The organism is Mesorhizobium sp. B2-3-13, assembly GCF_006442195.1.
Classification (GTDB): domain Bacteria; phylum Pseudomonadota; class Alphaproteobacteria; order Rhizobiales; family Rhizobiaceae; genus Mesorhizobium; species Mesorhizobium salmacidum.
On sequence record NZ_VFVQ01000002.1, the window covers coordinates 232,125 to 255,000 of the forward strand.

General features: G+C 62.9%; 19 protein-coding genes, 1 tRNA gene and 2 rRNA genes (1 of these 22 running past the window's edge). 11 read left to right on the top strand and 11 right to left on the bottom strand.

Annotation, left to right across the window (positions count from 1 at the left end; translation table 11 throughout):
- Window positions 1–47: 47 nt before the first annotated feature.
- The 4 genes from FJ941_RS03605 to FJ941_RS03620 form a co-directional block, all read right to left on the bottom strand.
- A complete protein-coding gene (locus FJ941_RS03605; RefSeq protein WP_140503133.1) occupies window positions 48–803 on the bottom strand; it encodes an ATP-binding cassette domain-containing protein in 756 nt (251 codons plus the stop codon).
- Window positions 796–1,857 carry a ribose ABC transporter gene (locus tag FJ941_RS03610; RefSeq protein WP_140503135.1) on the bottom strand — a complete coding sequence of 354 codons (1,062 nt, stop codon included), beginning with the start codon at window positions 1,855–1,857 and terminating at the stop codon, window positions 796–798. Before FJ941_RS03610 ends, FJ941_RS03605 begins: the two co-directional genes overlap by 8 nt.
- A gap of 102 nt (window positions 1,858–1,959) precedes the next feature.
- The gene (locus FJ941_RS03615) at window positions 1,960–2,937 is read right to left on the bottom strand and encodes an ABC transporter substrate-binding protein (RefSeq protein WP_140503137.1); all 978 of its coding nucleotides are present in this window, start codon (window positions 2,935–2,937) and stop codon (window positions 1,960–1,962) included.
- Between the two features lie 430 nt (window positions 2,938–3,367).
- On the bottom strand, window positions 3,368–4,273 hold the full coding sequence (locus tag FJ941_RS03620; RefSeq protein WP_140503139.1) for a sugar-binding domain-containing protein: 906 nt from the start codon (window positions 4,271–4,273) through the stop codon (window positions 3,368–3,370).
- Between the two features lie 282 nt (window positions 4,274–4,555).
- Here FJ941_RS03620 and FJ941_RS03625 point away from each other — a divergent pair, with 282 nt between their 5' ends.
- Together FJ941_RS03625 and FJ941_RS03630 are read left to right on the top strand one after the other, a co-directional pair.
- Window positions 4,556–5,464, top strand: a complete 909-nt coding sequence (locus FJ941_RS03625) for a tagatose-bisphosphate aldolase (RefSeq protein WP_140503141.1) — start codon at window positions 4,556–4,558, stop codon at window positions 5,462–5,464.
- A 34-nt stretch (window positions 5,465–5,498) separates the two neighbouring features.
- On the top strand, window positions 5,499–6,944 hold the full coding sequence (locus tag FJ941_RS03630; RefSeq protein WP_140503143.1) for an ROK family protein: 1,446 nt from the start codon (window positions 5,499–5,501) through the stop codon (window positions 6,942–6,944).
- 23 nt (window positions 6,945–6,967) lie between these two features.
- Here the strand turns inward: FJ941_RS03630 and FJ941_RS03635 are convergent, their stop codons facing one another.
- A complete protein-coding gene (locus FJ941_RS03635; RefSeq protein ID WP_140503145.1) occupies window positions 6,968–7,645 on the bottom strand; it encodes a GntR family transcriptional regulator in 678 nt (225 codons plus the stop codon).
- A 114-nt stretch (window positions 7,646–7,759) separates the two neighbouring features.
- On the opposite strand from FJ941_RS03635, the gene FJ941_RS03640 reads away from it, so the two are divergent.
- Genes FJ941_RS03640 through FJ941_RS03675 form a run of 8 tightly spaced genes read left to right on the top strand, consistent with a single transcriptional unit; the run spans window position 7,760 to window position 16,513 of the window.
- Complete coding sequence (locus FJ941_RS03640; protein WP_140503465.1) at window positions 7,760–8,347, top strand: amino acid synthesis family protein; 588 nt, start codon at window positions 7,760–7,762, stop codon at window positions 8,345–8,347.
- Window positions 8,340–10,136 carry an alpha/beta fold hydrolase gene (locus FJ941_RS03645; protein ID WP_140503147.1) on the top strand — a complete coding sequence of 599 codons (1,797 nt, stop codon included), beginning with the start codon at window positions 8,340–8,342 and terminating at the stop codon, window positions 10,134–10,136. The genes FJ941_RS03640 and FJ941_RS03645 overlap by 8 nt, the downstream gene beginning before the upstream one ends.
- Window positions 10,133–11,170 carry an LLM class flavin-dependent oxidoreductase gene (locus FJ941_RS03650; RefSeq protein WP_140503149.1) on the top strand — a complete coding sequence of 346 codons (1,038 nt, stop codon included), beginning with the start codon at window positions 10,133–10,135 and terminating at the stop codon, window positions 11,168–11,170. Before FJ941_RS03645 ends, FJ941_RS03650 begins: the two co-directional genes overlap by 4 nt.
- 10 nt (window positions 11,171–11,180) lie before the next feature.
- The gene (locus tag FJ941_RS03655) at window positions 11,181–12,650 is read left to right on the top strand and encodes an aldehyde dehydrogenase (protein WP_140503151.1); all 1,470 of its coding nucleotides are present in this window, start codon (window positions 11,181–11,183) and stop codon (window positions 12,648–12,650) included.
- Window positions 12,651–12,709: 59 nt separating this feature from the next.
- A complete protein-coding gene (locus FJ941_RS03660; protein WP_140503153.1) occupies window positions 12,710–13,714 on the top strand; it encodes an ABC transporter substrate-binding protein in 1,005 nt (334 codons plus the stop codon).
- A 60-nt stretch (window positions 13,715–13,774) separates the two neighbouring features.
- Window positions 13,775–14,635, top strand: coding sequence for an ABC transporter permease (locus FJ941_RS03665; RefSeq protein WP_140503155.1), 861 nt, complete (start codon window positions 13,775–13,777; stop codon window positions 14,633–14,635).
- A 1-nt stretch (window position 14,636) separates the two neighbouring features.
- Window positions 14,637–15,437, top strand: a complete 801-nt coding sequence (locus FJ941_RS03670; protein WP_140503157.1) for an ABC transporter permease — start codon at window positions 14,637–14,639, stop codon at window positions 15,435–15,437.
- The gene (locus FJ941_RS03675; RefSeq protein WP_140503159.1) at window positions 15,434–16,513 is read left to right on the top strand and encodes an ABC transporter ATP-binding protein; all 1,080 of its coding nucleotides are present in this window, start codon (window positions 15,434–15,436) and stop codon (window positions 16,511–16,513) included. The genes FJ941_RS03670 and FJ941_RS03675 overlap by 4 nt, the downstream gene beginning before the upstream one ends.
- 124 nt (window positions 16,514–16,637) lie before the next feature.
- Here the strand turns inward: FJ941_RS03675 and FJ941_RS03680 are convergent, their stop codons facing one another.
- Entirely contained in the window at window positions 16,638–17,249 is a 612-nt protein-coding gene (locus tag FJ941_RS03680) for an NAD(P)-dependent oxidoreductase (protein WP_140503161.1), read from the bottom strand.
- A gap of 43 nt (window positions 17,250–17,292) precedes the next feature.
- Window positions 17,293–17,931, bottom strand: a complete 639-nt coding sequence (locus tag FJ941_RS03685) for a DsbA family protein (RefSeq protein ID WP_140503163.1) — start codon at window positions 17,929–17,931, stop codon at window positions 17,293–17,295.
- A gap of 141 nt (window positions 17,932–18,072) precedes the next feature.
- On the opposite strand from FJ941_RS03685, the gene FJ941_RS03690 reads away from it, so the two are divergent.
- Complete coding sequence (locus tag FJ941_RS03690; RefSeq protein WP_140503165.1) at window positions 18,073–18,990, top strand: LysR family transcriptional regulator; 918 nt, start codon at window positions 18,073–18,075, stop codon at window positions 18,988–18,990.
- Between the two features lie 148 nt (window positions 18,991–19,138).
- Here FJ941_RS03690 and FJ941_RS03695 read toward each other — a convergent pair.
- The 4 genes from FJ941_RS03695 to FJ941_RS03710 form a co-directional block, all read right to left on the bottom strand.
- A tRNA-Met gene (locus FJ941_RS03695) sits at window positions 19,139–19,215 on the bottom strand.
- A gap of 216 nt (window positions 19,216–19,431) precedes the next feature.
- Window positions 19,432–19,546 (bottom strand): 5S ribosomal RNA (gene rrf / locus FJ941_RS03700).
- A 273-nt stretch (window positions 19,547–19,819) separates the two neighbouring features.
- Window positions 19,820–22,651, bottom strand: a 23S ribosomal RNA gene (locus FJ941_RS03705).
- Window positions 22,652–22,696: 45 nt separating this feature from the next.
- Window positions 22,697–22,876, bottom strand: the 3' portion of a protein-coding gene (locus FJ941_RS03710) for a hypothetical protein (protein ID WP_140503167.1). 48 nt of this gene lie beyond the right edge of the window; only the last 180 of its 228 coding nucleotides appear in the window; the start codon falls outside the window, past its right edge — the gene reads right to left on this strand; it ends in the stop codon at window positions 22,697–22,699.

Sequence of the window (22,876 nt, forward strand, 5' to 3'; positions counted from 1 at the left end):
AGCGGCTGATGCCGAGAACCGTAGCATCGCCTGAACATCGACACACGTTAACCCCCGACCATCAGCCGGACGACCTCATCATGGTTGGTCTCGGAAATCTTGCGCTCGCCGGCCTGGACGCCGCGCCGCAGCACGACGATCCGATCCGAGACCGCAAAGATATCCTGCAGATTATGCGAGATGAAGATCACGCCGCGTCCTTGCGCCTTGAGCTGGTGGATCAGCGAAATCACCTTGCGCTGCTCCGGCACGCCCAATGCCGCCGTCGGTTCGTCCATGATGAGGATCTGCGCGTCCCAGTAGACGGCGCGGCCGATGGCGACGGCCTGGCGCTGGCCGCCGGAGAAATTGCTGACCGGGGCGTTCATCCGGCTGACGTGGAAATCCAGCCGCTTCATCGTCTCCCTGGCCGCGTCGGCCATCGCCTTGCGGTCGAGCACCGGCAGAAAGCCGAACGCCTTGCGCATCGGTTCGCGGCCAAGGAAGATGTTGGCGCCGATTGATAGATTGTCGGCCAGGGCCAGATCCTGGTAGATCGTCTCGATGCCTTTTTCGCGCGCCTCCTGCGGCGTAGCGAATGCCACCGGCTGGCCACCGAGCAGGATTTCGCCGCCTGTCGGCTGGAACACGCCCGAGATCGCCTTGATCAGCGTCGTCTTGCCTGCACCATTGTCGCCGGCAAGCGCCACCACTTCGCCCGGCCGCACGGCCATGGAGAAATCGCTGAGCGCACGCACGGCGCCGAAATGCTTGGACAGGTTGCGGACTTCGAGCAAGGGGGTGTTCGCGTTGGTGCTATTCATCCTGGCGGCCTCCACTGAACCGGCGCTGCGCCTGGTCTATGAGCACGGAAATGATGATGACGACGCCGACGGCGATGAACTGCCAGAACGGCTCGACATTGACGAAGACCAGCCCGTACTGGATCACCGCGATCACCAGCGCGCCGGCGACCGTGCCCAAGATCGTGCCGGAGCCTCCGAACAGGCTGGCGCCGCCGATCACCACCGCAGCGACGCTGTCGAGCAGCAACGGCTCGCCGGCTTGTGCCGCGCCGGCGGTGAAGCGCGCCGCGTAGAGCGCCCCGCCAAGGCCGGCGCACATCGCCGACAGCACATAGAGCCGCAATATGTGGCCCCTGATGTCGATACCGGCACGCCGCGCCGCCTGCACATTGGCGCCGATGGCATAATTGTGCTGGCCGAACCGCGTCTGGCCGAGCAGATAATGCATCGCGATGACGAAAACGGCAGCGATCATGACCAAATAAGGCACGCCGTGGAACTTGCCATTGCCGAGCAGCGCGAACCAGGAATTCTGCACCGGCACAGTCGTGCCGCCGGCAAGCAGGAAGGCGACACCGCGCGCCACGCCGAACATGCCGAGCGTTCCGATGAACGGCGGCACCCTGAGGCGCGAGATTAGGAGGCCATTGATGACGCCGGGCAAGCTGGCGACGATCACCGCCGCAAGGATGCCAGCCAGCATGGCCAGCGGCAAGGGAATGGCGGCGCCCGCCAGATTTGTGGCATGTGCGGCAACGACGGCGGCAAGCCCCATGATGAAGCCGAGCGACAGATCGATGCCGCCCGAAATGATGACGAAGGTCTGTCCGGTCGCAAGCAGCAGCGGCGCTATCGCGAAGATCGCAATGGACTGCAAGTTGAACGGGTTGAGCACGAACGTCGCGCCGAAGGCGAACCTCGACCATATCTCGAAACAGATGATCAGGCCGGCGAGGAACAACCAGGCGCGCCCTTCGGCGATGCGTCCGATCAGGGTCCTGGCCGGATCGCCATGATCGGCCTGGGGCGCGACATGCTTCTCGGCCGGCTGGGCTGGTGATGTCGAGGTCATGAATACTCCGCGGCGCGGCTGCCTTCAAACAGGCCTCGCCTTTTGCGGGACCCGGCACGAGCTCCCCCCGGCGATACCGGGAGGAGCCAAGCTCGTCTGGACCTACTCGGAGTAGAGATACTTCGAGATTTTCGGGTCCGCGATGTTGGACTTGTCCATGATCGTGAAGCCGGTGCCGATCGCGACCGGGATCGACTGGCCGGTCAGATGGGCATAGGCCGAAACAACCCCGAAATAGCCGATCTCGGCGGGATGCTGGGCGATTGCCACATCCACGAGGCCGGTATTGATGTTGTCGACGATGCTGGTCGGTGCATCGAAGGCAACGACCTTGACGGTGCCCGTCTGGCCCGCCTGCTTGACGCCGTTGGCGGCACCCAGGGCCGAGAACAGATTGGCGCCGAACACGCCGACGAGATCGGGATTGCGCGCGAAGACAGCCTGCAGCTGCGAGGCAGCCTTGTTGGCGTCGTCATCATTGAATTGGGTCTCCAGCACGGTGATGCCCGTATGCTTGGCCATCTCCTTCTTGAATCCCTCTTCGCGCTGGTCGGTGGTCGAAATGCCGGGCTTGACGTTCGACACATAGACCTTGCCCTTGTCGCCGATGGCGGTGGCCAGCGCGCGCGCGGCGATCTCGCCGCCCAGCACATTGTCCGAGGCAATGTAGGCCAGCGGGAAATCGGCATCGCCGGCACCCGTCTGGTAGACGCCGCTGCCGATGAAAGTATCGACTGTTATGACCGGGATGCCGGCGTCATTGGCCTTGCGCAGCGGCTCGACCAGTTGAACCTTGTCGGTCGGCGCGATCAGGATCGCATCCGGCTTCTTGGCGATGACCGCGTCGAGCACCGGCACCTGGGTGACCGGGTTGAAGTCTGGAGCGCCCTGGAAGACCAGGTTCACGCCGAGCGCATCGGCCGCCGCCTGGGCACCCTTGCGCATGGTGATGTAGAAGCCGTCGGTGGTGAGGCCTGGAATGAGCGCGATGGTGTATTTCTTGTCCTGCGCCTGCGCGGGCGCCATCAGCACCGTCGCGCTGACGGCAAGTACCGCGAGCGCGGCAACGATCTTCTTCATGACATCCTCCTCATTGTTGGCAGTTCTGCCGTTTTCGGTGACATTGAAATGGCCGTCATCCACGCGGAGGCAGGATGCCGACGGCCGGGAACGCCTGTTGCCTTTCGCGGGCAGCTCCTCCCAAGCGCCCTCCAGTCTAAATGTCAGCCGGTCCAGCCGACCGGCACAATCGCCGTGCTCGCTTTCCTCGCCTCCGCGAGGTCAGGGAACCACCGCGTCCGGCATGCCTGCACGCCGGGTTCGCAGTTTGTAACACTTTGCAGAAATAAATTGCAACACGGTTTTTTCCGAGGCCGCAACGCCGGCTTTTCCAGACATCATCCGACTGCTCCTCGGAGTCCCCGGCGAACTATCGTCCCGACTCCCCGGCGACACAATGGATTTCGCAACAGCTTCTCTCCGCGCCGACAGCGAGGCATCAGTCCGGCAGCTATCGCGTTGCAAGAACCGCGAGGATGGCCTGCGCCGTCTTGGTATCCGTTACCAGCGCGTTGATCAGCCGGGCGCGAGCGGCGCCAATGATGGCCGTCGCTTTTTCCGGCGTCGCGGCGATACCGATCACCAAGGGCACGGCCCGAAGTTGCGCCGGCGACATGGCGATCATCCGGCCCTCTCCTTCCCAGGCTATCAGCACGCCATCGGCATCGAAATAATGCCGAAGGACATCGCCGGCCGCGTGGACCAGCGCCTGCTCGCTCGGCGTGGCGGCACTCGCCTCGGGCGCGTTGATGGCATGCGGCAGGCCAATGCCGACGATCGCCACATCAGTCCTGTCCCACAGCGCGACGGCATCGCGGATGGTGGCGTCTCCGAGGAAGACCTCGCGCAGCTCGCTCGACGGCAGATAGGGGGCGTGGATGAAGTGCGGCGTGCCGCCGAACTCCTCCGCGGCAAGCCGCACGAATTCGTTGACCTGGAAATGCGCCGCGTGCTGCTGCATGCCGCCGGTTGCGGCCACCGTCAGCACGCCTGGCATGCGCGGCAAGCCGGCTCGAATGACCTCGCGCACGGCCCGCCCCCAGCCGATGGCGACCACAGAGCCGGCCACCAGCTGCGCCTGCCTGAGCAAAGCGCCAAGCGGGGCGGAAAGCGCCGTCAGCGCGCCCGCCGCCGGCGTCTCGACAACGGCGGCGTCCCGCAATTTCAATCCGTCGACAAGTTCCCTGGTGATATCTTCCGGCGTTGCCAGGTCGATGACCTCGATGCGCACGATACCCTCGGCCCGCGCCCGCTGCAGCAGGCGCGAAATCGTCGCGGTGGAGACACCGAGCTGCCGCGCTATGTCGACCTGCGACATCTCCTCCACATAGTGCAGCTTGGCAACCGTGTGCAGCATGGTGCGCGATGCGGTCGCGTCCTGGACGGAGGGAACAGACAGCTTGCAATTCCTTTCAGCAACGTGTTACACACGTATACGCCGATGGGAGTTATCGCGCAAATCCGGCGAACTCGCAACTTGAGGGCCATACCAGGCCAAGCGCCGGCAAGGCTGCTTATCCCAGCGGCCGGCGATGCCTCAGGCGGCAAAAATCTTCCTGCCGGCAGGCGGGCAAACTGACCATTGTTTCCACGGGATCAGCGCCCTCGGCGAGAGAGCGCCAACATCGGACAGAAGACCATGACGAAGATGACCACCGCGGAACGGCGCGGCTACCAGCAGATATGCGGCAAGGACGGAGCCATGGTGGCCATCGCTTGCGACCAGCGCGGCGGCATGCGCACCTTGCTGGCGTCGGACCCCGCGGACCAGGCCAGGATCACCAACGACATGCTTGGCGACACCAAGGCCGACATCACGCGCTACCTGGCAAGTGCCGCCTCCTGCGTGCTGCTCGATCCGCTCTGCGCGGTGCCGCGGGTTGTCGATGAAGGCGTGCTGAACCGGGATACCGCACTCCTCATCGGCCTCGACGCCTCCGGTTTCGACGTTTCGCCAGAAGGCTACCGCCTGTCTCGGCTGGTTCCCGATATCGATGCTCGGCGCGTGCGCGAACTCGGCGGCACGGGCGGCAAGATCATGGTGTATCTGCGGGCCGACAAGCCGCAGGCCAACGAACACAACATCGCCATCCTGCGCCAATGCATCACCGACTTCGGCAAGGAGGACCTGCTGCTCGTGGTCGAATTCCTGACCTATCAGCTTGAAGGTGAAAGCCCCGAGGACTATGCGGCCAAGACACCCTTGCTGATCGAGGAGGGTACAAGGATCTCGCTGGAATGCGGCGCGAAGGTGCTGAAGCTTCCCTACCCCGGAACACCGGAAGCCTGCGCCAACATTACAAAAATGGCCGGCGAAGTGCCGTGGGCCGTGCTTTCGGCTGGCGTCAACCACGCCACCTTTCTCGGCCAGGTCGAGATCGCCATGCAAAACGGCGCCTCCGGTGTGATCGCCGGCCGTTCACTGTGGAAGGACTGCATTTCGCTCGACCGTGACATTCAACGCGAAAGGCTTGAGACCATCGCGGTGCCGCGACTGCGCGAGATCCAGGCGGTGATCGGGCACTATCGGCAGAAGGCCGCCGCCTGATATCCTGTTGGATCACAGGCACGTGCAGGATGTCATGCCACAAAAGTCGACGGCCATAGGGATCGATATCGGCGGCACCAATTTGCGTGCCGCCCGCATCTCCGGCACCGGTGAAATCCACAAACGCCTTTCCGAGAAGAGCGCGCCCGATCCGGAACTGGTGCTTGGCCGCATTGCCGACATGGTGCGCCTTCTCGATACGCCTGATGTGGTGGCCATCGGCGTCGGTATTCCCGGCCGTGTCGACGCGCGCCGCGGCGCGGTCCTGTCGGGAGGCTACGTCAACCTTGCCTCGGTCGCGCTCGCGCAGCGGCTGGAAAGCATGGCTGGCAAGCCTGTTGTCCTCGACAATGACTGCAATATGGCGCTGGCCGCCGAGATGGTCCTTGGCGCCGGCCAAGGCCACGACAACATCGCGATGTTCACCATCGGCACAGGCATCGGCGGCGCCGTCGTCCAGAACCGACGGATCATGCGCGGCCGGGCAACGGCGGGGCAACTTGGCCACATTACCGTCGACGTCAACGGCGAGGTCTGCGCCTGCGGGCGGCGCGGCTGTGTCGAAACCACCAGTTCCGGCACGGCACTTGGCCGCCACATCGCGCGCGCCGGCTTTGGCCCCGACGTTTCGGTCGACCTGCTCTTTGCCCGCGACGCGGCCGGCGACATCAAGGCGCGCGGCATATTGGAGGCCTGGGCAAGGCCGCTGCGCGCGGCGATCGATACCACCGTCGCCATGTTCGACCCCGATCTCGTCCTGCTTGGCGGTGGGCTTGGCCTGGCGGCACACAGAACGCTCGGCCACGCGCCGGCGCTGGCGCCGTGGTACCAATGCCCGGTGGCGCCGGCGCAGCTCGGCGACGATGCCGGTGTGATCGGCGCCGCGCTGCAGGCGCTTTCGGCGCAGACATCGACATCGCTTTCCGTTCAGCCTGGCCGCGCCAGACGCGCCGTGCTCGTCAACGGCATCCCGGCCAGCGGCAAGAGCACGGTGTCACGCGGCATCGCCGATCGCATGGGATGGCCGCTGCTTGCACTCGATACCGTCAAGAATCCGTTCCTCGAACTGCTCGGCGGTGCCGACCGCCAATTCAATCGCACGCTCGGCCGCGCCAGCTACCAGGCAATCTGGTCGCTCGTCGGCGACGCCCCTGCCGGCAGCACCTTCATCGTCGATGCCTGGTTCGGTTTCCAGCCACGGCAAGTGCTCGAAGATCACCTGCGCAAGGCCGGCGTCGAACACACCGTCGAAATCTGGTGCCACGCGCCCGGCGAGGTTCTGGCGGAACGCTATGGCGCCCGGCTCGGCCAGCGCCTCCCCGGCCATCCCGGCGCTGCCTATATCCCTGAACTGGTTGAGCTGGCCAAGCGCGCCGAACCGCTGCGCCGCGGGCCGCTGTTCGAGGTCGATACGACGCAGCCGATCGACTTCGATGCCATCGCCGCATGGCTGCGCGCGACCCTGGCCAGCGACGCCTGAGCCGCTTCCGGTGCCAGCGCCGGTTACGCCGGTGGCAGCCGAAGCGTCGCGCGGGCGATCTGCCAGGCGGATTCGACATGCCGCCGCGCCGCCGCTTCAGCCTCGTCGGGCTTGCGCGATCTGATGGCATCCATGATCTCGGTCATCTCGGCAATCGCCGGTGCGCGGCGGTTGGTCGAAAGAATAGTCATGGAACGCAGCTGGTTGATGCGCACATTGAGCCCGGTCACGATCTCCCAGGCGACGCGCTTGTCGGCTGCCTCGAAAAGCACTTCGTAGAATTTCGTTGTCGCCCGCATCACCTCGGCCGGCTTGCCGGACGCCCAGGCTTCGAAAAGATTGGCGAGCGCATTGTCGAGCAGGGTCAGTTGCGCGTTCGTCGCCGACATGGCGCAGGCACGCGCGGCTATGCCTTCGAGCAGGGCCCTGAGCTCATAGATCTCGTCGGTTCGGCCAAGGTCCGGCTTGGCCACCGCCGGCCCGTGCCCCGGTATCATCTGCACCAGGCCTTCGGCCTCTAGCTGCCGCAAGACCTCGCGTACGACCGAACGGCTGACGCCGAGCTGGTCGCAAAGCGGCCGCTCGACCAGCCTTTCGCCGGGCTGGAAATGGAAATCCATGATCGCCTCGCGCATGCGCTCCAGCGCCAGTGTTCTCAAGGTCTTGGCGCTGCGGTCGATGCGAAGCGTGTCGTCTGACATGGGCGGCCTCCTGCCTCGCCACGAAAACAGATTCCATGGCCGGTTGACAAGTTTCTTGGCGCTCCATATCATGGTATACCATAAGATGATATGGCATCGACGACCGAGGACTTCATGCAGCCCGTCATTCGCAAGATCGTCACCTACACCGAAAACACGCTGATTGAGGGCGGCAAGGCAGCGCCTCGGCCGCTGCGCCTGATCGGTGTCGCGGCAGTGCTTGCCAATCCGTGGGCCGGACGCGGCTTCACCGACGATCTGTCGTCCGAAATCCGCGCCTGTGCGCCAGTGCTGGGAGAGACGCTGACCCGGGAAATCATCGCCGTCGCCGGTTCGGGCGACGCCATCGAGGGCTACGGCAAGGCCGCGATCTGCGGCACGTCGGGCGAGATCGAACACGCTTCGGCACTGATCCACACGCTGCATTTCGGCAATTACTACCGCCGTGCCGTGGGCGCCAAGACCTATCTCGCCTTCACCAATCTGCGCGGCGGCCCGAACACACCGATCATGATCCCGCTGATGGACAAGAACGACGAGGGTAGGCGCTCGCACTACCTGACAGTGCATTTCCAGATCGGCGACGCGCCGGCGCCGGACGAGTTGGTGGTGGCGCTCGGCGCCTCGATCGGCGGCCGGCCGCACCATCGTATCGGCGACCGCTACCAGGACCTCAAGGAAGTGGGCGACCTGCATGGCTGACGTACCCGCATCGGCATGGGCTCGACAGGGTACGGCGCCTGATGGCACCGGCTTCATTCGAGCCGGCTCGGGCGCGCCGGTACTGTTCATCCATGGCGTCGGCATGAATGCCGCGATCTGGCAGCCGCAGATCGACAGGATGGCCGGCAGTTGGGATGTGATCGCCATCGATATGCTCGGCCATGGCCGGTCGCCGCTCCCGCCACCGAGCCCGGAACTGGCCGACTATGCCGATCAGGCCATTCGCTTGCTCGATCATCTCGGCCTCGACAAAGTGTCGGTCGTCGGCCACTCGATGGGCGCGCTCGTCGCCCAGGAGCTTGCGTTGCGGGCACCGCAGCGCGTTCGCGGCATCGTATCGCTGAATGCCGTGTTCCGGCGCCCGCCAGAATTGGCCGAGGCTGTCCGTCAGCGCGCGGCTGCCCTCACCGACCGGGGCGACGCGGCTGGCACGGCACAGACCATTGCCCGCTGGTTCGGGGATCCGGTGCCCGCCGAACTCGAGGCGGCGGCGGGCAAGACGGCGTCCGCGCTCAGCGCGGTCGATCCGGAAGGCTACGCCCGCACCTATCGCCTGTTCGCCCGCGCCGACGGCGACCACGCCGAGCGCCTGCAAACGCTTGCCGTGCCGGCTCTGTTCATGACCGGGTCCGAGGACAGGAACTCCTCGCCAGCGATGTCGGCCGCTCTGGCACGGTTGGCGCCGCATGGCCGCTGCATCGTGCTTGCCGGCGAACGGCACATGATGGCGGTGGCCGCACCGGACCGCACCACGCGCCGCATCGTCGGCTTCCTCGAAGCAGCGGAGCGAGGGGACGGGACGGTGACTTCTGGTTTCGACAGCGGCGACTTCCGCCGCGCGCTCGGCTCCTTCCTTACCGGCGTCACCATCGTCACCACGATCGGGCCCGAAGGCGAGCCGCGCGGCTTCACAGCCAACTCCTTCACCTCGGTGTCGCTCGATCCGCCGCTGGTACTCGTCTGTATCGCCTATAAAGCCTTGGGCCATCCCGTCTTCGCCACCTCGAAGAGCTTCGCCATCAACATCCTCAATGAGGATCAGAAGGCGGCGTCCGGCATCTTCGCTTCGAAAGCGGCCGACAAATTCGCCTCCGTGGCCTGGCGTCCAGGACAGACCGGCAGTCCGTTGCTGGACGGCTCGGTCGCGTCCTTCGACTGCGACATGGAGCGGCTGGTCGACGCGGGAGACCATTCCATCCTTATCGGCCGCGTACGCGATTTCGAGCACAACTCCTCGCAGCCTCTCGGCTACTGCCGCGGCGCCTATATCGCACCCGGCCTAAGCCAGGAGGCGCTTGCCGCCGCCCAGCCCGGCACCGATGTCGGCGCCATTCTCGAAAATGGCGGCAGGATCTTATTCCTGGAAACGGCTGATGGCTTCGAACTGCCGCGCGGCCGGGGACTGGGCTCGGCCGGCGATGGCACCAGCCTCCGGGGCCTGCTTGCCGCCAAGGCTATCGAGGCCCAACTCGGCTTCCTTTTCGCCGTCTGGGACGACGCTGGCAATTCGTCGCGCACGCATGTTTATTATCGCGGCACGTTCGACGTGCCCGCCTCCAGCGATCGTGGCATCCGGCTGGTCGACATCGACACGATCGGCGACTTGAAGATCGTCGATCCGGCGGTCCGCTCGATGCTTACCCGCTATGTCAGGGAATGCATGCAGGACGCCTTTGGCGTCTATGTCGGCAATGAGATGGAAGGCGAAGTCAGACCGCTGGGCAAAGCGCCCACGCCCGCTGCCTCCTACACAGGTGACCACAGATGAAGTTCTCGCTCTTCGTGCATATGGAACGGTCGGATCTCGCCAAGCCGCATTCGGAGCTGGTGAGCGAGCTCGAGGAATTGGTCCTGCAAGCGGAGCAGGCCGGCTTCGAGACGGCCTGGATCGGCGAGCATCACGGCATGGAATTCACCATCTCGCCGAACCCGTTCGTCAACATCGCTTATCTGGCGGCCAAAACCAGCCGCATCCGTCTCGGCACTGGCACGATCGTTGCGCCATTCTGGCATCCGATCAAGCTCGCCGGCGAAGCGGCGATGGCCGACGTCATCAGCGGCGGCCGGCTCGACATCGGCATCGCGCGCGGCGCCTACAGTTACGAATATCAACGTCTCTTCCCCGGTCTCGACGCCTGGGGCGCGGGCCAGCGCATGCGTGAGATGGTGCCGGCGATCCGTGGCCTATGGGACGGCGATTTCGAACTCTCCGGCGAGTTCTGGTCGTTCCCGCCGACCACTTCCTCGCCCAAGCCCTTGCAGAAACCATATCCGCCGATCTGGGTAGCGGCGCGCGACCCGAACTCGCACGATTTTGCGGTCGTCAACCACTGCAAGGTCCAGGTAACGCCGCTGGCTTCAGGCGACGACGAGGTGTCGAGCCTGATGCAGCGCTTCAACGCTGCTTGCGACGCGCATCCCGACATCGCCCGGCCGGAAATCATGCTCTTGATGCACACATTCGTCGCCGAGGATGCGGCCGACGCCGATCGGCTCGCCCGGGACCTGTCGAATTTCTACTGCCAGTTCGGCGCCTGGTTCCAGAACAAGAAGCCGGTGCATCAAGGCGTATTGGAGCCGCTCACAGAGGATGAGATCGCCGCGATGCCGCACTATGCGCCGGACAAGATCAGGCAGAATCTGGTGATCGGCAAAGCCGACGAAGTCATTGCCCGGCTGAAGGCCTATGAGGCACTCGGTTACGACCAGTATTCGATCTGGATCGACAGTGGGCTCTCGCACGAACGCAAGAAGAAATCGCTGCAACTGTTCATCGACCGGGTGATGCCGGCCTTCCTCTGATAGCGAGCCCATGACCGACGCTCTTTTCAGGAACTTCATCGACGGCCGCTTCGACGAGCCGTCCGCGACCTTCGACAGCATCGATCCGTCGACCGGCGCGCCATGGGCCAGGATGCCGGCGGCGAGCGAAGCCGATGTCGACCGTGCGGTCGAGGCGGCGCACCGGGCGCTGCGTTCGGGCCCGTGGACGGCGATGACCGCCACCGCGCGCGGCAAACTGCTGGTCAAGCTCGGCGACCTCGTCGCCGCCGATGCCGGGCGTCTTGCCGAACTCGAGACACGCGACACCGGCAAGATCATCCGCGAGACCCGTGCCCAGATCGCCTATGTCGGCGACTACTACCGCTATTATGGCGGGCTCGCCGACAAGCATGAAGGCGCGCATGTGCCGATCGACAAGGCGGATCTCGACGTCACCATCCGCCGCGAGCCGATCGGCGTCGTTGCCGCGGTCGTGCCATGGAATTCGCAGCTCTTCCTCTCCGCCGTCAAGCTCGGCCCGGCGCTGGCCGCTGGCTGCACGGTCGTGCTCAAGGCCTCCGAGGACGGCCCGGCGCCGTTGCTCGCCTTCGCCGAACTCGTCCAGCAGGCCGGCTTTCCCGAAGGCACTGTCAACATTCTCACCGGCTTCGGCCAGGATTGCGGCTGCCGCCTGACCAGCCATCCGCTGGTTTCGCGCGTCGCCTTCACCGGCGGCCCGTCCACTGCGCGTGCGATCGTCAGGAACACGGCGGAAAACCTCGCCTATACGACGCTCGAGCTCGGCGGCAAGAGCCCGGTCGTCGTCTTCGCCGATGCCGATCTCGACAGCGCCGCCAACGCGGTGGTGGCCGGCATTTTTGCCGCGACCGGCCAAAGCTGCGTCGCCGGCTCGCGATTGCTGGTCGAAGGTTCGGTGAAGGACGAGTTCCTCGCCCGGCTGAAGCTCAAGGCCGAGGCGATCAGGATCGGCGATCCGCAGGACCCGGCCACCGAAATGGGTCCGCTCGCCACGCAACGTCAGCGCGACTGGATCGAGAAGATCGTCGCGGAAAGCCTCGCCAAGGGCGGCACGCTGATCACCGGAGGGACACGCCCCGGCGGCCCCGGCTTCTACTACGCGCCGACCATCATCGATGCCGGCGACGGCAATCTGGCATGCGTGCGCGAGGAATTGTTCGGGCCTGTGCTGAGCGTGCTTGCCTTCGACTCCGAAGCACAAGCGCTGGCGCTCGCCAACGACACCCCCTTCGGCCTGGCTTCCGGCGTGTTCACCAGCAATCTCGGCAAGGCGCACCGCATGGCGCGCGACATCCATGCCGGCGTCGTCTGGGTCAACACCTACCGCGCCGTATCGCCGCTCGTTCCCTTCGGCGGCTACGGCCATTCCGGGCTCGGCCGCGAGGGCGGCCTCGATGCCATCAGAGACTATACGCGCTCGAAATCCGTCTGGATCAAGACCTCGGACGAGCCGATCCCCGATCCCTTCGTCATGCGCTGAACAGCGCGTGGCGCAGGTGCACTGAGAAAAACAAGAACAGACCAACAGAGGAGAACAAAATGAAACTGATTTTGACCGGCATTCTGGCCGGACTGCTCGCGGTGACCGCAGCCAAGGCCGATGAAATGGCGTTCACCAGCTGGGGTGGCACAACGCAGGAAGCACAGACCAAATCCTGGGCAGCGCCCTTCGAGGCCAGCTCCGGCATCAAGGTCCTGCAGGACGGGCCGACCGACTACGGCAAGCTCAAGGCCATGGTCGACGCCGGCAACGTCACCTGGGATGTCGTCGACGTCGAGATGGACTTCGCCATCAAGGCCGCCAAGGATGGCCTGCTGGAGCCTATCGACTATGCGATCGTGCCCAAGGCCGATCTCGACCCCCGCTTCAGCAATGAGCATGCCGTCGGCAGCTTCTACTATTCCTTCGTGCTCGCCTGGAACAAGGGCGCGGTCTCCGGTGACACGGCGAGCTGGGCCGACATGTTCGACACCAAGAAGTTCCCCGGCAAACGGACCTTCTACAAATGGTCGGCGCCGGGCGTCATCGAGATCGCACTGCTCGCCGACGGCGTGCCGGCGGACAAGCTCTATCCGCTCGATCTCGACCGCGCCTTCAAGAAGCTCGACACCATCAAGTCGGACATTGTCTGGTGGAGCGGTGGTGCGGAGTCGCAGCAGCTGATCGCCTCCGGCGAGGCCGCCTTCGGCCAGCTCTGGAACGGCCGCGTCTTCGCGTTGCAGCAGGACGGAACCGATGTCGGCGTCTCCTGGAAGCAGAACCTAACCGCCGCCGACGTTCTTGTCATCCCGAAAGGGGCGAAGAACAAGGACAGCGCCATGAAGTTCCTGGCCGCGGCCACCAGCCCGGCCGGCCAGGCGAAATTCGCCGAGGCCAGCGGCTATGCGCCGATCAATACCAAGGCCAAGGCCGAGATGCCGGCCGATGCGGTCAAGGCCCTGCCCGACGCTCATGTCGACGGCCAGATCAACCTCGACATGAACTACTGGGCCGAGCATCGCGACGAGATCGCCACGCGCTGGTACGCCTGGCAGACCAAGTAGCGCCACAGAAACCCACGGGGCGCGGGAACCGCGCCCCGTTCGGGTAACGGGAACCGGCCGATGCAAGGAAATTCTCTCAGACGCGGTGCCATTGCCGGCCTGCCGGCCGGCAGCGGCGGCGCCTTGCCGGCAGTCGTTCTGGTCGGCCTGTTCTTCGTCGTACCGGTCGTCGCCCTTTTGCTGCGCAGCGTCACCGATCCCGAGCCCGGTCTGCAGAACTACGCCGCGCTGTTCGGCAGCGGCACCTATGTGCGGGTGTTCCTGAACACCTTCCTCGTCGCCGCCGTCGTCACCACCGTCACCATCGTGGTGGCGTTTCCGGTCGCCTGGATGCTGGCGATCATGCCGCCGGCCTTCGGCTCGCTCGTCTTCGGCATCATCATCCTGTCGATGTGGACCAACCTCCTCACCCGGACCTATGCCTGGATGGTGCTGCTGCAACGCACAGGGGTGATCAACAGGACGCTGATGGGGCTGGGCATCATCCAGGAGCCCCTGCCGCTGATCAACAATCTCACTGGCGTCACCATCGGCATGGTCTACATCATGCTGCCCTTCATGATCCTGCCGCTGGTCGGCACGCTGCGCGCCATCGACCCGATGACGCTGCGCGCCGCCGCCCTTTGCGGGGCAACCCCGTTCCAGGCCTTCCGCCGTATCCTGTTGCCGCTGTCGCTTCCCGGCATCGCCGCTGGCGGGCTGATGGTCTTCGTCATGTCGCTTGGCTACTTCGTCACGCCGGCCCTGCTCGGCGGCACGTCCAACATGATGCTGGCCGAGATGATCGCCCAGACGGTGCAGTCGCTGCTCAACTGGGGGCTCGGCAGTGCGGCCGCCTTCGTCCTGCTCGTCGTCACCATGGCGCTTTACGCGCTCCAGCTTCGTCTGGTCGGCGCCAAGCGCCCCGCCGGGGGGCTCTGACATGCTGCTCGACTATGACAGGCTCGGATGGCTGCGCATGGCGCTTGCCGGCTTTACCGCGCTGGTCGCGGCTTTTTTGCTGCTGCCGGTGGTTTTCATCGTGCTTTTGTCGTTCGGCTCCTCACGCTGGCTTGCCTTCCCGCCGCCCGGCTGGACGCTGAAATGGTACGAGCAGCTGTTGGCGGACCCGACCTGGATCGATGCCGCGCTGACCAGCGCAAAAATCGCCGCCATGGCCGCCATCCTCGCCGTCATCATTGGCCTGTTCGCATCCTTCGGTTTGATCCGGGGTGAATTTCGCGGGCGCCAGATCCTGCGTGGGCTGCTGCTGACGCCCATGGTGCTGCCAGTGGTGGTGTTCGCCATCGCCGTCTACGCTTTCTTCCTGCGCATCGGGCTGGCCGGCACCACGATCGGCTTCGTCATCGCGCACACCGTCCTGGCACTGCCCTTCGCCATCATTCCGATCACCGCCGCGCTCGAGGGTTTCGACAAGTCCATCGAGGACGCGGCCATCGTCTGCGGCGCCAGCCCGCTGCAGGCACGGCTGCGGATCACCTTGCCCTCGATCCGGATCGGCATCTTCTCGGCGGCGATCTTTTCCTTCCTCGCCTCATGGGACGAGGTCGTGGTGGCGATCTTCATGGCGAGCCCGACCTTGCAGACCTTGCCGGTGAAGATCTGGGGCAGTTTGCGCGCCGACCTCAGTCCGGTCGTCGCCGCCGCCTCCAGCCTGCTCGTCGGCCTGACCTTGTGCCTGATGATCGTGACCGCACTCCTTCGCAGAAAATTATCGAGATGACCCGGCCATTCCTGTCCATACGCGCGGTGAGGAAGACGTTCGGCGCCTTCGTCGCCGTCCACGATGTCACCATCAATGTGCCCAAGGGCGAATTCCTGACCTTCCTCGGGCCGTCCGGCTCCGGCAAGTCGACGACGCTCTATGCGATCGCCGGTTTCCAGGACCCGTCCTCCGGCGACGTCCTGCTGGAGGACAAGTCGCTGCTTTCAGTGCCGTCGCACAAGCGCAACATCGGCATGGTCTTCCAGCGTTACACGCTGTTTCCACATCTGAGCGTTGCCGAGAACGTCGCCTTTCCGCTGCGTGTACGCGGCCGCCCCGACGCCGAAGTGAAAAGGAAAGTCGCCGACATGCTGGCGCTGGTGCGGCTGGAGAATTTCGCCGGCCGCTATCCCGGCGCGCTATCGGGCGGCCAGCAGCAGCGCGTGGCGCTTGCCCGTGCGCTCGCCTACGATCCGCCGATCCTGCTGATGGACGAGCCGCTGTCGGCGCTCGACAAAAAACTGCGCCAGGAGATCCAGGCCGAGATCCGCCGCATCCACCGTGAGACCGGTGTCACCATCCTCTATGTCACCCACGATCAGGAAGAGGCGCTGCATCTGTCGGATCGCATCGCCCTGTTCAAGGAAGGGCGCATCGAGCAGATCGGCACCGGCGAGGATCTTTATCTCAGGCCAGCCAGCAAGTTCGTCGCCGGCTTCATCGGCAACTCGAATTTCCTGCCCGCCGAGCATCTGGAAACCGCCAATGGCGCATCGACCGTGCGCCTGGCCGACGGTTCGGTCGTGAGCGGCGTGAAGACGACGCAGGCCTTCGATCGCGGCCAGAAGGCCCGCCTGATGGTGCGCCCCGAGGCGTTCCGGCTGACGCCCGGACCTGCATGCGCAGCGCTCGCCGTCGAGATCGTCGATACCGCCTTCTTCGGTGACCGCAAGCGGGTCGTGGCGCGTACCGCTGCCGGCGATGAGATCGATGTCAGGCCGACTTCGGATGCGGTGGAGCCGGATAGCGCGGATTGCGCCATGGGCAGGCGGATCTTTTTCGATCCTGCTTCCGCCTTCCTGTTTCCAGCCTGAAGCCGCCAAGCCTGCCCTTGAAACCACAGCGGCGTTTCCGCCGGCGGCCCGCACGACCAGGCCTGTCGCCCGTAACGCCGGGCCATGAGCACGAAATCACCGCCAGCCTCGCAGCCGGCATCAATCAGTAGCCGACGGTGAAGCGCTGCCTGACATGCGTCGGCTTCTCGATCTCGTCGACCATGGCAATGGCATAGTCCTCGAAGGAAATGCTGCTGCCCTTGTCCGAGATGAGAAGCGTGTCTTTGCCAAGGCGGAACTTGCCGGTGCGCTCGCCTGGGACGAACAGGGCCGACGGCGACAGGAAGGTCCAGTCGAGATCGCCGACCGTCTTGAGCTTATCCAGGAAGTCTGCGCCCTTCTGTGCTTCGGCCTTGTAGATCGCAGGGAATTCGGGCGTATCGACCAGCCGCTTGCCGGGCGCCACTTCAAGACTGCCCGCGCCGCCCACGACGACATAGCGCTTCACACCAGAGGCACGCACCGCGGCGATCAGCGTGTCGGGGTCGCTGTCCACGAAATGCACTGAGCTGATCACCACGTCGTGTCCACGGATCAAATCGGCGAGACCTTGCCGGTCGAAGACATCGCCCTTCCTGGCGGTCACGCCGGGCAGCGCCGCGATCTTTTCCGGGCTGCGGGCGATGCCGGTGACCGTATGGCCACGGTCGGAGAGTTCCTTGAGCAGGCGCGAACCGACAGCGCCGGAGGCGCCGATGAGAGCAACTTTTGCCATGTCTTCTTCTTCCGTTTCCTGTTGGAGGGCTGATTGACGGAGATCATGCCGCCGCGATATGGGCGACGAGATTGTCGAAGCTGCTGAACAACGCGTTCGAACCGATGAGCCGGGGCGCTTCGTTGCGGATGACCGCCAGCGAAGGCACGCCATTTGAATGCAAGCGCTGGAACAGCGCGCGGCCACGATTGACCAGCTCGAGGTGCGCCGTCAGCAAGGTTTCGGTCGGGTTCTTCAGGATCGCGGCGGCATCTATCATGCCAGCGTCGGCGAGCACGGCAGCCACGCCTTCGACAGTTACGATATCGCGACCGTCGACGTAGCGCGCACGTTGGATCGCCTTGAGAGCGGTCGACCGGCGGCTGGGGTCTTCCAGGCCGGCGGCGCTGATGCCGAGGGTCGCGGCATGCGAGTCTAGCAAGGTGCCCCGGATGCCGAGGACATTGCTCTGATAAGCCTGCGTGAAGGCTTGTCCGGTTAGACGTTCGATACGCTGGTCGTTTGCCCAGGCGTGAGCGGCAAAACCTTCATCCATTGGCCTCGCGCCCGCTCCCGAAAACAGGCCGGTCGGCAGCAATTCGACGCGCACGCCGCTGGCCACCAATTTGTCCAGCATCGGGGTGGCGCCGTAGCACCAGCCGCAGAGCGGATCGAAAAGATAAGTCACGTCCAACTGAACCATGATTACCTGATATCCCTTGGCGCGGCGTGTCCGCGATCTGACCGTCAAATGTCTTGCTCCTATGTGCCAGACGACGATCTTGCGATAAATGGCCTCCAATCATATAAACTGTCTGATCTGATCAGACAAACGGCGAGTGCCTTGGCCGACCTGCTGAACCTCAATCGTCTCGTCTATTTCACCACTGTCATGGAGACCGGTTCTTTCACATCGGCAGCCGACCGGCTTGGCGTCGCTAAAGCCGTGGTAAGCCATCAGATCGGCAAGCTCGAGGAGGAATTGGGGGCGACACTCATGCGACGCACGACGCGGCGTGTCGCGCCGACCGAAGAGGGACGCCTCTTCTATGATCGCGCGGTGATCATCCTGCGGGAAGCGGAGGCCGCCTATGGCGAGATTTCGCGCGCGACCGTCGAACCGGCGGGAATGTTGAGACTAACGGCGCCGCTCGACTACGGCTCGAAGATGGTTGCGCCGGTCATCGCTGCCTATCTGAGAACTTATCCGCATATGCGCGTCGAGGCGATCTTCGACGATGCGGTAAGCAATCTGGTCGACGAGGAGATCGACCTCGGCATTCGCGTCGGCTGGCTTGCCGATTCCTCCAACCAGGCGCGGCGCCTGGGCACGATACGGCAGATCGTGGTGGCAAGCCCTGCGTTCGCCGCAAGCTTGCCGCAAGGCGTAAGCCCCCGCCAGGCGCGATCACTGGCCTGGGTCGGAAACGCCCAGCTTCGGGGCATCAGCCAATGGCTGTTTTCAAGGGATGACGACAAGGTGCTGACCGAACTCAACCCGGTCGTCACATGCGACAAGAGCCCGGCTGCCCATGCCTGCGTGCTTGCCGGCATAGGGCTGGGCGTATTTCCCGACTACAGCGTCAGCGACGACATCGCCGAGGGGCGGCTGGTGCCGGTCTTTGCCGACTGGGCCTTGCCCACCGGCGGCATCCACGCTGTCTTTCCGCCGGCAAGGTTCCGGCCCGCCAAGGTGCGCGCGTTTGTGGATCTGCTCGCCACCGCCGAGAAGAAGCGATCGCGCGGCAGCGTCATGCTGTGAGATGCAGCAGAAGGTCGGCAAAGACTTACATTAAAAAAAAAGCGATTCTGCCGCACCCAAAAAGAGGGGTTCAAATCCAAGGGGGCTCTTATCCGAATGCAAAACGGCCCGCCAAGCTTTGAGCCTGGCGGGCCGTTTTGGGTAAGTTTGGTTGCGGGGACAGGATTTGAACCTGTGACCTTCAGGTTATGAGCCTGACGAGCTACCGGGCTGCTCCACCCCGCGCCACCACCGCGATCGCCGCTGTACTTTGGCGACTGCGGTATTCTGTATCCACCAAATGAAAGGGCCGCTTAGAGCGGCCCGGGATCCCTTGGCGGGCCTTTATGCATGTCGCCCAAAAGTGTTAGCGGTTTTGGGGCAACGACATGCATCGAACAAAGCAATGAGAAGATTTCTCTGTCATCCGGTTGGATGTGAGTTTGAACGTGCGTTTAGCAGACCTGGCAGCGACCTACTCTCCCGCGTCTTGAGACGAAGTACCATCAGCGCTGGAGCGTTTCACGGCCGAGTTCGGAATGGGATCGGGTGCAGCCGCTCCGCCATAACCACCAGGTCGGCAAAACGCACGTTATTCGAGAAGCTGGTTTGAGCGAATAGCCATAGAGAGGAGCGAATAGGGGACCTATTTTGTGCTTTCTCGGAGCTATTCGCTGGTCTTTTTTGTGCCTGGTCGTTCTTGGCCTGACGCCTTTCGAAGCGAAGCTTCGCAAGGTCGACCGACCGTCGGCGCCGATGCGCCGCACCCACGTAGCGCCGCCCGCAGGGCGGAACAAGCGTGAGTGAGAACAGACCATTTGATTTCGTCAAATGGATATTAGGAATGAGAACGATCAAGCCGATCGAACTATTAGTACCGGTAAGCTTCAAGCGTTGCCGCTCTTCCACACCCGGCCTATCAACGTGGTCGTCTTCCACGGTTCTCAGGGAATACTCGTTTTAAGGTGGGTTTCCCGCTTAGATGCCTTCAGCGGTTATCCCGTCCGGATATAGCTACCCTGCTATGCGGCTGGCGCCACAACAGGTCCACCAGAGATCCGTCCATCCCGGTCCTCTCGTACTAGGGACAGATCCTTTCAATATTCCTACACCCACGGCAGATAGGGACCGAACTGTCTCACGACGTTCTGAACCCAACTCACGTACCGCTTTAAATGGCGAACAGCCATACCCTTGGGACCTGCTCCAGCCCCAGGATGCGATGAGTCGACATCGAGGTGCCAAACAACCCCGTCGATATGGACTCTTGGGGGTCATCAGCCTGTTATCCCCGGCGTACCTTTTATCCGTTGAGCGATGGCCCTTCCACGCGGGACCACCGGATCACTATGACCGACTTTCGTCTCTGCTCGACTTGTCAGTCTCGCAGTCAGGCAGGCTTATGCCATTGCACTCAGCGAACGATTTCCGACCGTTCTGAGCCCACCATCGCGCGCCTCCGTTACTCTTTAGGAGGCGACCGCCCCAGTCAAACTACCCACCATACATTGTCCCGGACCCGGATAACGGGCCGCGGTTAGACATCCATAGTAATAAGGGTGGTATTTCAAGGGTGGCTCCACCTGAGCTGGCGCCCAGGTTTCAAAGCCTACCACCTATCCTACACATGCCACTACGAATGCCAATGTAAAGCTATAGTAAAGGTGCACGGGGTCTTTCCGTCTAACCGCAGGAACCCCGCATCTTCACGGGGAATTCAATTTCACTGAGTCTATGCTGGAGACAGCGGGGAAGTCGTTACGCCATTCGTGCAGGTCGGAACTTACCCGACAAGGAATTTCGCTACCTTAGGACCGTTATAGTTACGGCCGCCGTTTACTGGGGCTTCGATTCAGAGCTTGCACCCCTCCTCTTAACCTTCCAGCACCGGGCAGGCGTCAGACCCTATACGTCGTCTTGCGACTTCGCAGAGCCCTGTGTTTTTGATAAACAGTCGCTACCCCCTGGTCTGTGCCACCCTCCTCTACTTGCGTAGAAAAGGGTCACGCTTCTTCCGAAGTTACGCGTGCAATTTGCCGAGTTCCTTCAGCATAGTTCTCTCAAGCGCCTTGGTATACTCTACCAGACCACCAGTGTCGGTTTCGGGTACGGTTTATAAGGAGGAGCTATTTCCTGGAACCACGCAGCAGCCCGCTCAATCCGATAAGATTGGACTACCTCAATGATCCGTCACTACCTCCAAGCCCACGAATATTAACGTGGTTCCCATCGACTACGCGTTTCCGCCTCGTCTTAGGGGCCGGCTAACCCTGCTCAGATTAGCTTTAAGCAGGAACCCTTGGTCTTTCGGCGGGGGAGTCTCTCACTCCCCTTACGTTACTCATGTCAGCATTCGCACTTCTGATACCTCCACCACCCCTCACGGGTATGGCTTCATCAGCTTACAGAACGCTCCGCTACCGCTTGGCCCTTGCGGACCAAACCCTAAGCTTCGGTGTATGGCTTTAGCCCCGTTACATTTTCGGCGCAAAGACCCTTATTTAGACCAGTGAGCTGTTACGCTTTCTTTAAATGATGGCTGCTTCTAAGCCAACATCCTGGTTGTTTTGGGATCCTCACATCCTTTCCCACTTAGCCATAACTTGGGGACCTTAGCTGTAGGTCAGGGTTGTTTCCCTTTTCACGACGGACGTTAGCACCCGCCGTGTGTCTGCCGACTAGTACTCCCAGGTATTCGGAGTTTGGTTAGGTTTGGTAATCCGGTGAGGACCCCTAGCCCATCCAGTGCTCTACCCCCTGGGGTATTCGGTCGACGCTCTACCTAAATAGATTTCGCGGAGAACCAGCTATTTCCGAGTTTGATTGGCCTTTCACCCCTAGCCACAAGTCATCCCGAACTATTGCAACAGTTATGGGTTCGGTCCTCCAGTAAGTGTTACCTTACCTTCAACCTGCTCATGGCTAGATCACTCGGTTTCGGGTCTAATGCGACGAACTGAACGCCCTGTTCAGACTCGCTTTCGCTGCGCCTACACCTAGCGGTTTAAGCTTGCTCGTCACACTAAGTCGCTGACCCATTATACAAAAGGTACGTGGTCACCCAGGACGAACCTTGGGCTTCCACTGTTTGTAGGCAATCGGTTTCAGGTACTCTTTCACTCCCCTTGTCGGGGTGCTTTTCACCTTTCCCTCACGGTACTAGTTCGCTATCGGTCATGCACGAGTACTTAGGCTTGGAGGGTGGTCCCCCCAATTTCAGACAGGATTTCACGTGTCCCGCCTTACTCGAGGACGATTGATTGCATTACGCGTACGGGGCTGTCACCCACTATGGCCCTACTTTCCAGAAGGTTCCGCTTGTCTCTCAATCGCCACTGGCCTGGTCCGGGTTCGCTCGCCACTACTTCCGGAGTCTCGGTTGATGTCCTTTCCTACGGGTACTTAGATGTTTCAGTTCCCCGCGTTCGCCACTTTATCCCTATGTATTCAGGATAAGTTACCTATATCTGATACTTGGAAACCACAGCAGCACCAGCGCAATCTCGAAGAGATTGTCGCTCATGCTACTCTGATTTTCCAAGCACCTTAGGTGGGTTTCCCCATTCGGAAATCTACGGATCAAAGGGTATTCGCACCTCCCCGTAGCTTATCGCAGCGTATCACGTCCTTCATCGCCTGTGCATGCCAAGGCATCCACCAATTGCCCTTAAGACACTTGATCGTTCTCATTGCCAATATCCACCGCGCAATCCGAAGGATTGTCGCTTCAGCCAAACCCTTGCGGGGTCAGCATCCGCGCAATCCCGAAGGGATTGTCGCCACGCGATCTCGAAGAGATCGTCGCGTCAGCCAAATCCTGTGCAGGATCCGGCTTGATGTCATTGGCACAAAAAGACCAGCTTCTCGAGATCGGTTCGAGGGTGCGGTTAGGCAAACCCATCATAGG

Excerpts from the sequence above, each read along its gene's own strand:
- FJ941_RS03605 (WP_140503133.1), bottom strand. The coding sequence starts at position 803 with ATGAATAGCACCAACGCGAACACCCCCTTGCTCGAAGTCCGCAACCTG.
- FJ941_RS03610 (WP_140503135.1), bottom strand. The coding sequence starts at position 1,857 with ATGACCTCGACATCACCAGCCCAGCCGGCCGAGAAGCATGTCGCGCCC.
- FJ941_RS03615 (WP_140503137.1), bottom strand. The coding sequence starts at position 2,937 with ATGAAGAAGATCGTTGCCGCGCTCGCGGTACTTGCCGTCAGCGCGACG.
- FJ941_RS03620 (WP_140503139.1), bottom strand. The coding sequence starts at position 4,273 with ATGCTGCACACGGTTGCCAAGCTGCACTATGTGGAGGAGATGTCGCAG.
- FJ941_RS03625 (WP_140503141.1), top strand. The coding sequence starts at position 4,556 with ATGACGAAGATGACCACCGCGGAACGGCGCGGCTACCAGCAGATATGC.
- FJ941_RS03630 (WP_140503143.1), top strand. The coding sequence starts at position 5,499 with ATGCCACAAAAGTCGACGGCCATAGGGATCGATATCGGCGGCACCAAT.
- FJ941_RS03635 (WP_140503145.1), bottom strand. The coding sequence starts at position 7,645 with ATGTCAGACGACACGCTTCGCATCGACCGCAGCGCCAAGACCTTGAGA.
- FJ941_RS03640 (WP_140503465.1), top strand. The coding sequence starts at position 7,760 with ATGCAGCCCGTCATTCGCAAGATCGTCACCTACACCGAAAACACGCTG.
- FJ941_RS03645 (WP_140503147.1), top strand. The coding sequence starts at position 8,340 with ATGGCTGACGTACCCGCATCGGCATGGGCTCGACAGGGTACGGCGCCT.
- FJ941_RS03650 (WP_140503149.1), top strand. The coding sequence starts at position 10,133 with ATGAAGTTCTCGCTCTTCGTGCATATGGAACGGTCGGATCTCGCCAAG.
- FJ941_RS03655 (WP_140503151.1), top strand. The coding sequence starts at position 11,181 with ATGACCGACGCTCTTTTCAGGAACTTCATCGACGGCCGCTTCGACGAG.
- FJ941_RS03660 (WP_140503153.1), top strand. The coding sequence starts at position 12,710 with ATGAAACTGATTTTGACCGGCATTCTGGCCGGACTGCTCGCGGTGACC.
- FJ941_RS03665 (WP_140503155.1), top strand. The coding sequence starts at position 13,775 with ATGCAAGGAAATTCTCTCAGACGCGGTGCCATTGCCGGCCTGCCGGCC.
- FJ941_RS03670 (WP_140503157.1), top strand. The coding sequence starts at position 14,637 with ATGCTGCTCGACTATGACAGGCTCGGATGGCTGCGCATGGCGCTTGCC.
- FJ941_RS03675 (WP_140503159.1), top strand. The coding sequence starts at position 15,434 with ATGACCCGGCCATTCCTGTCCATACGCGCGGTGAGGAAGACGTTCGGC.
- FJ941_RS03680 (WP_140503161.1), bottom strand. The coding sequence starts at position 17,249 with ATGGCAAAAGTTGCTCTCATCGGCGCCTCCGGCGCTGTCGGTTCGCGC.
- FJ941_RS03685 (WP_140503163.1), bottom strand. The coding sequence starts at position 17,931 with ATGGTTCAGTTGGACGTGACTTATCTTTTCGATCCGCTCTGCGGCTGG.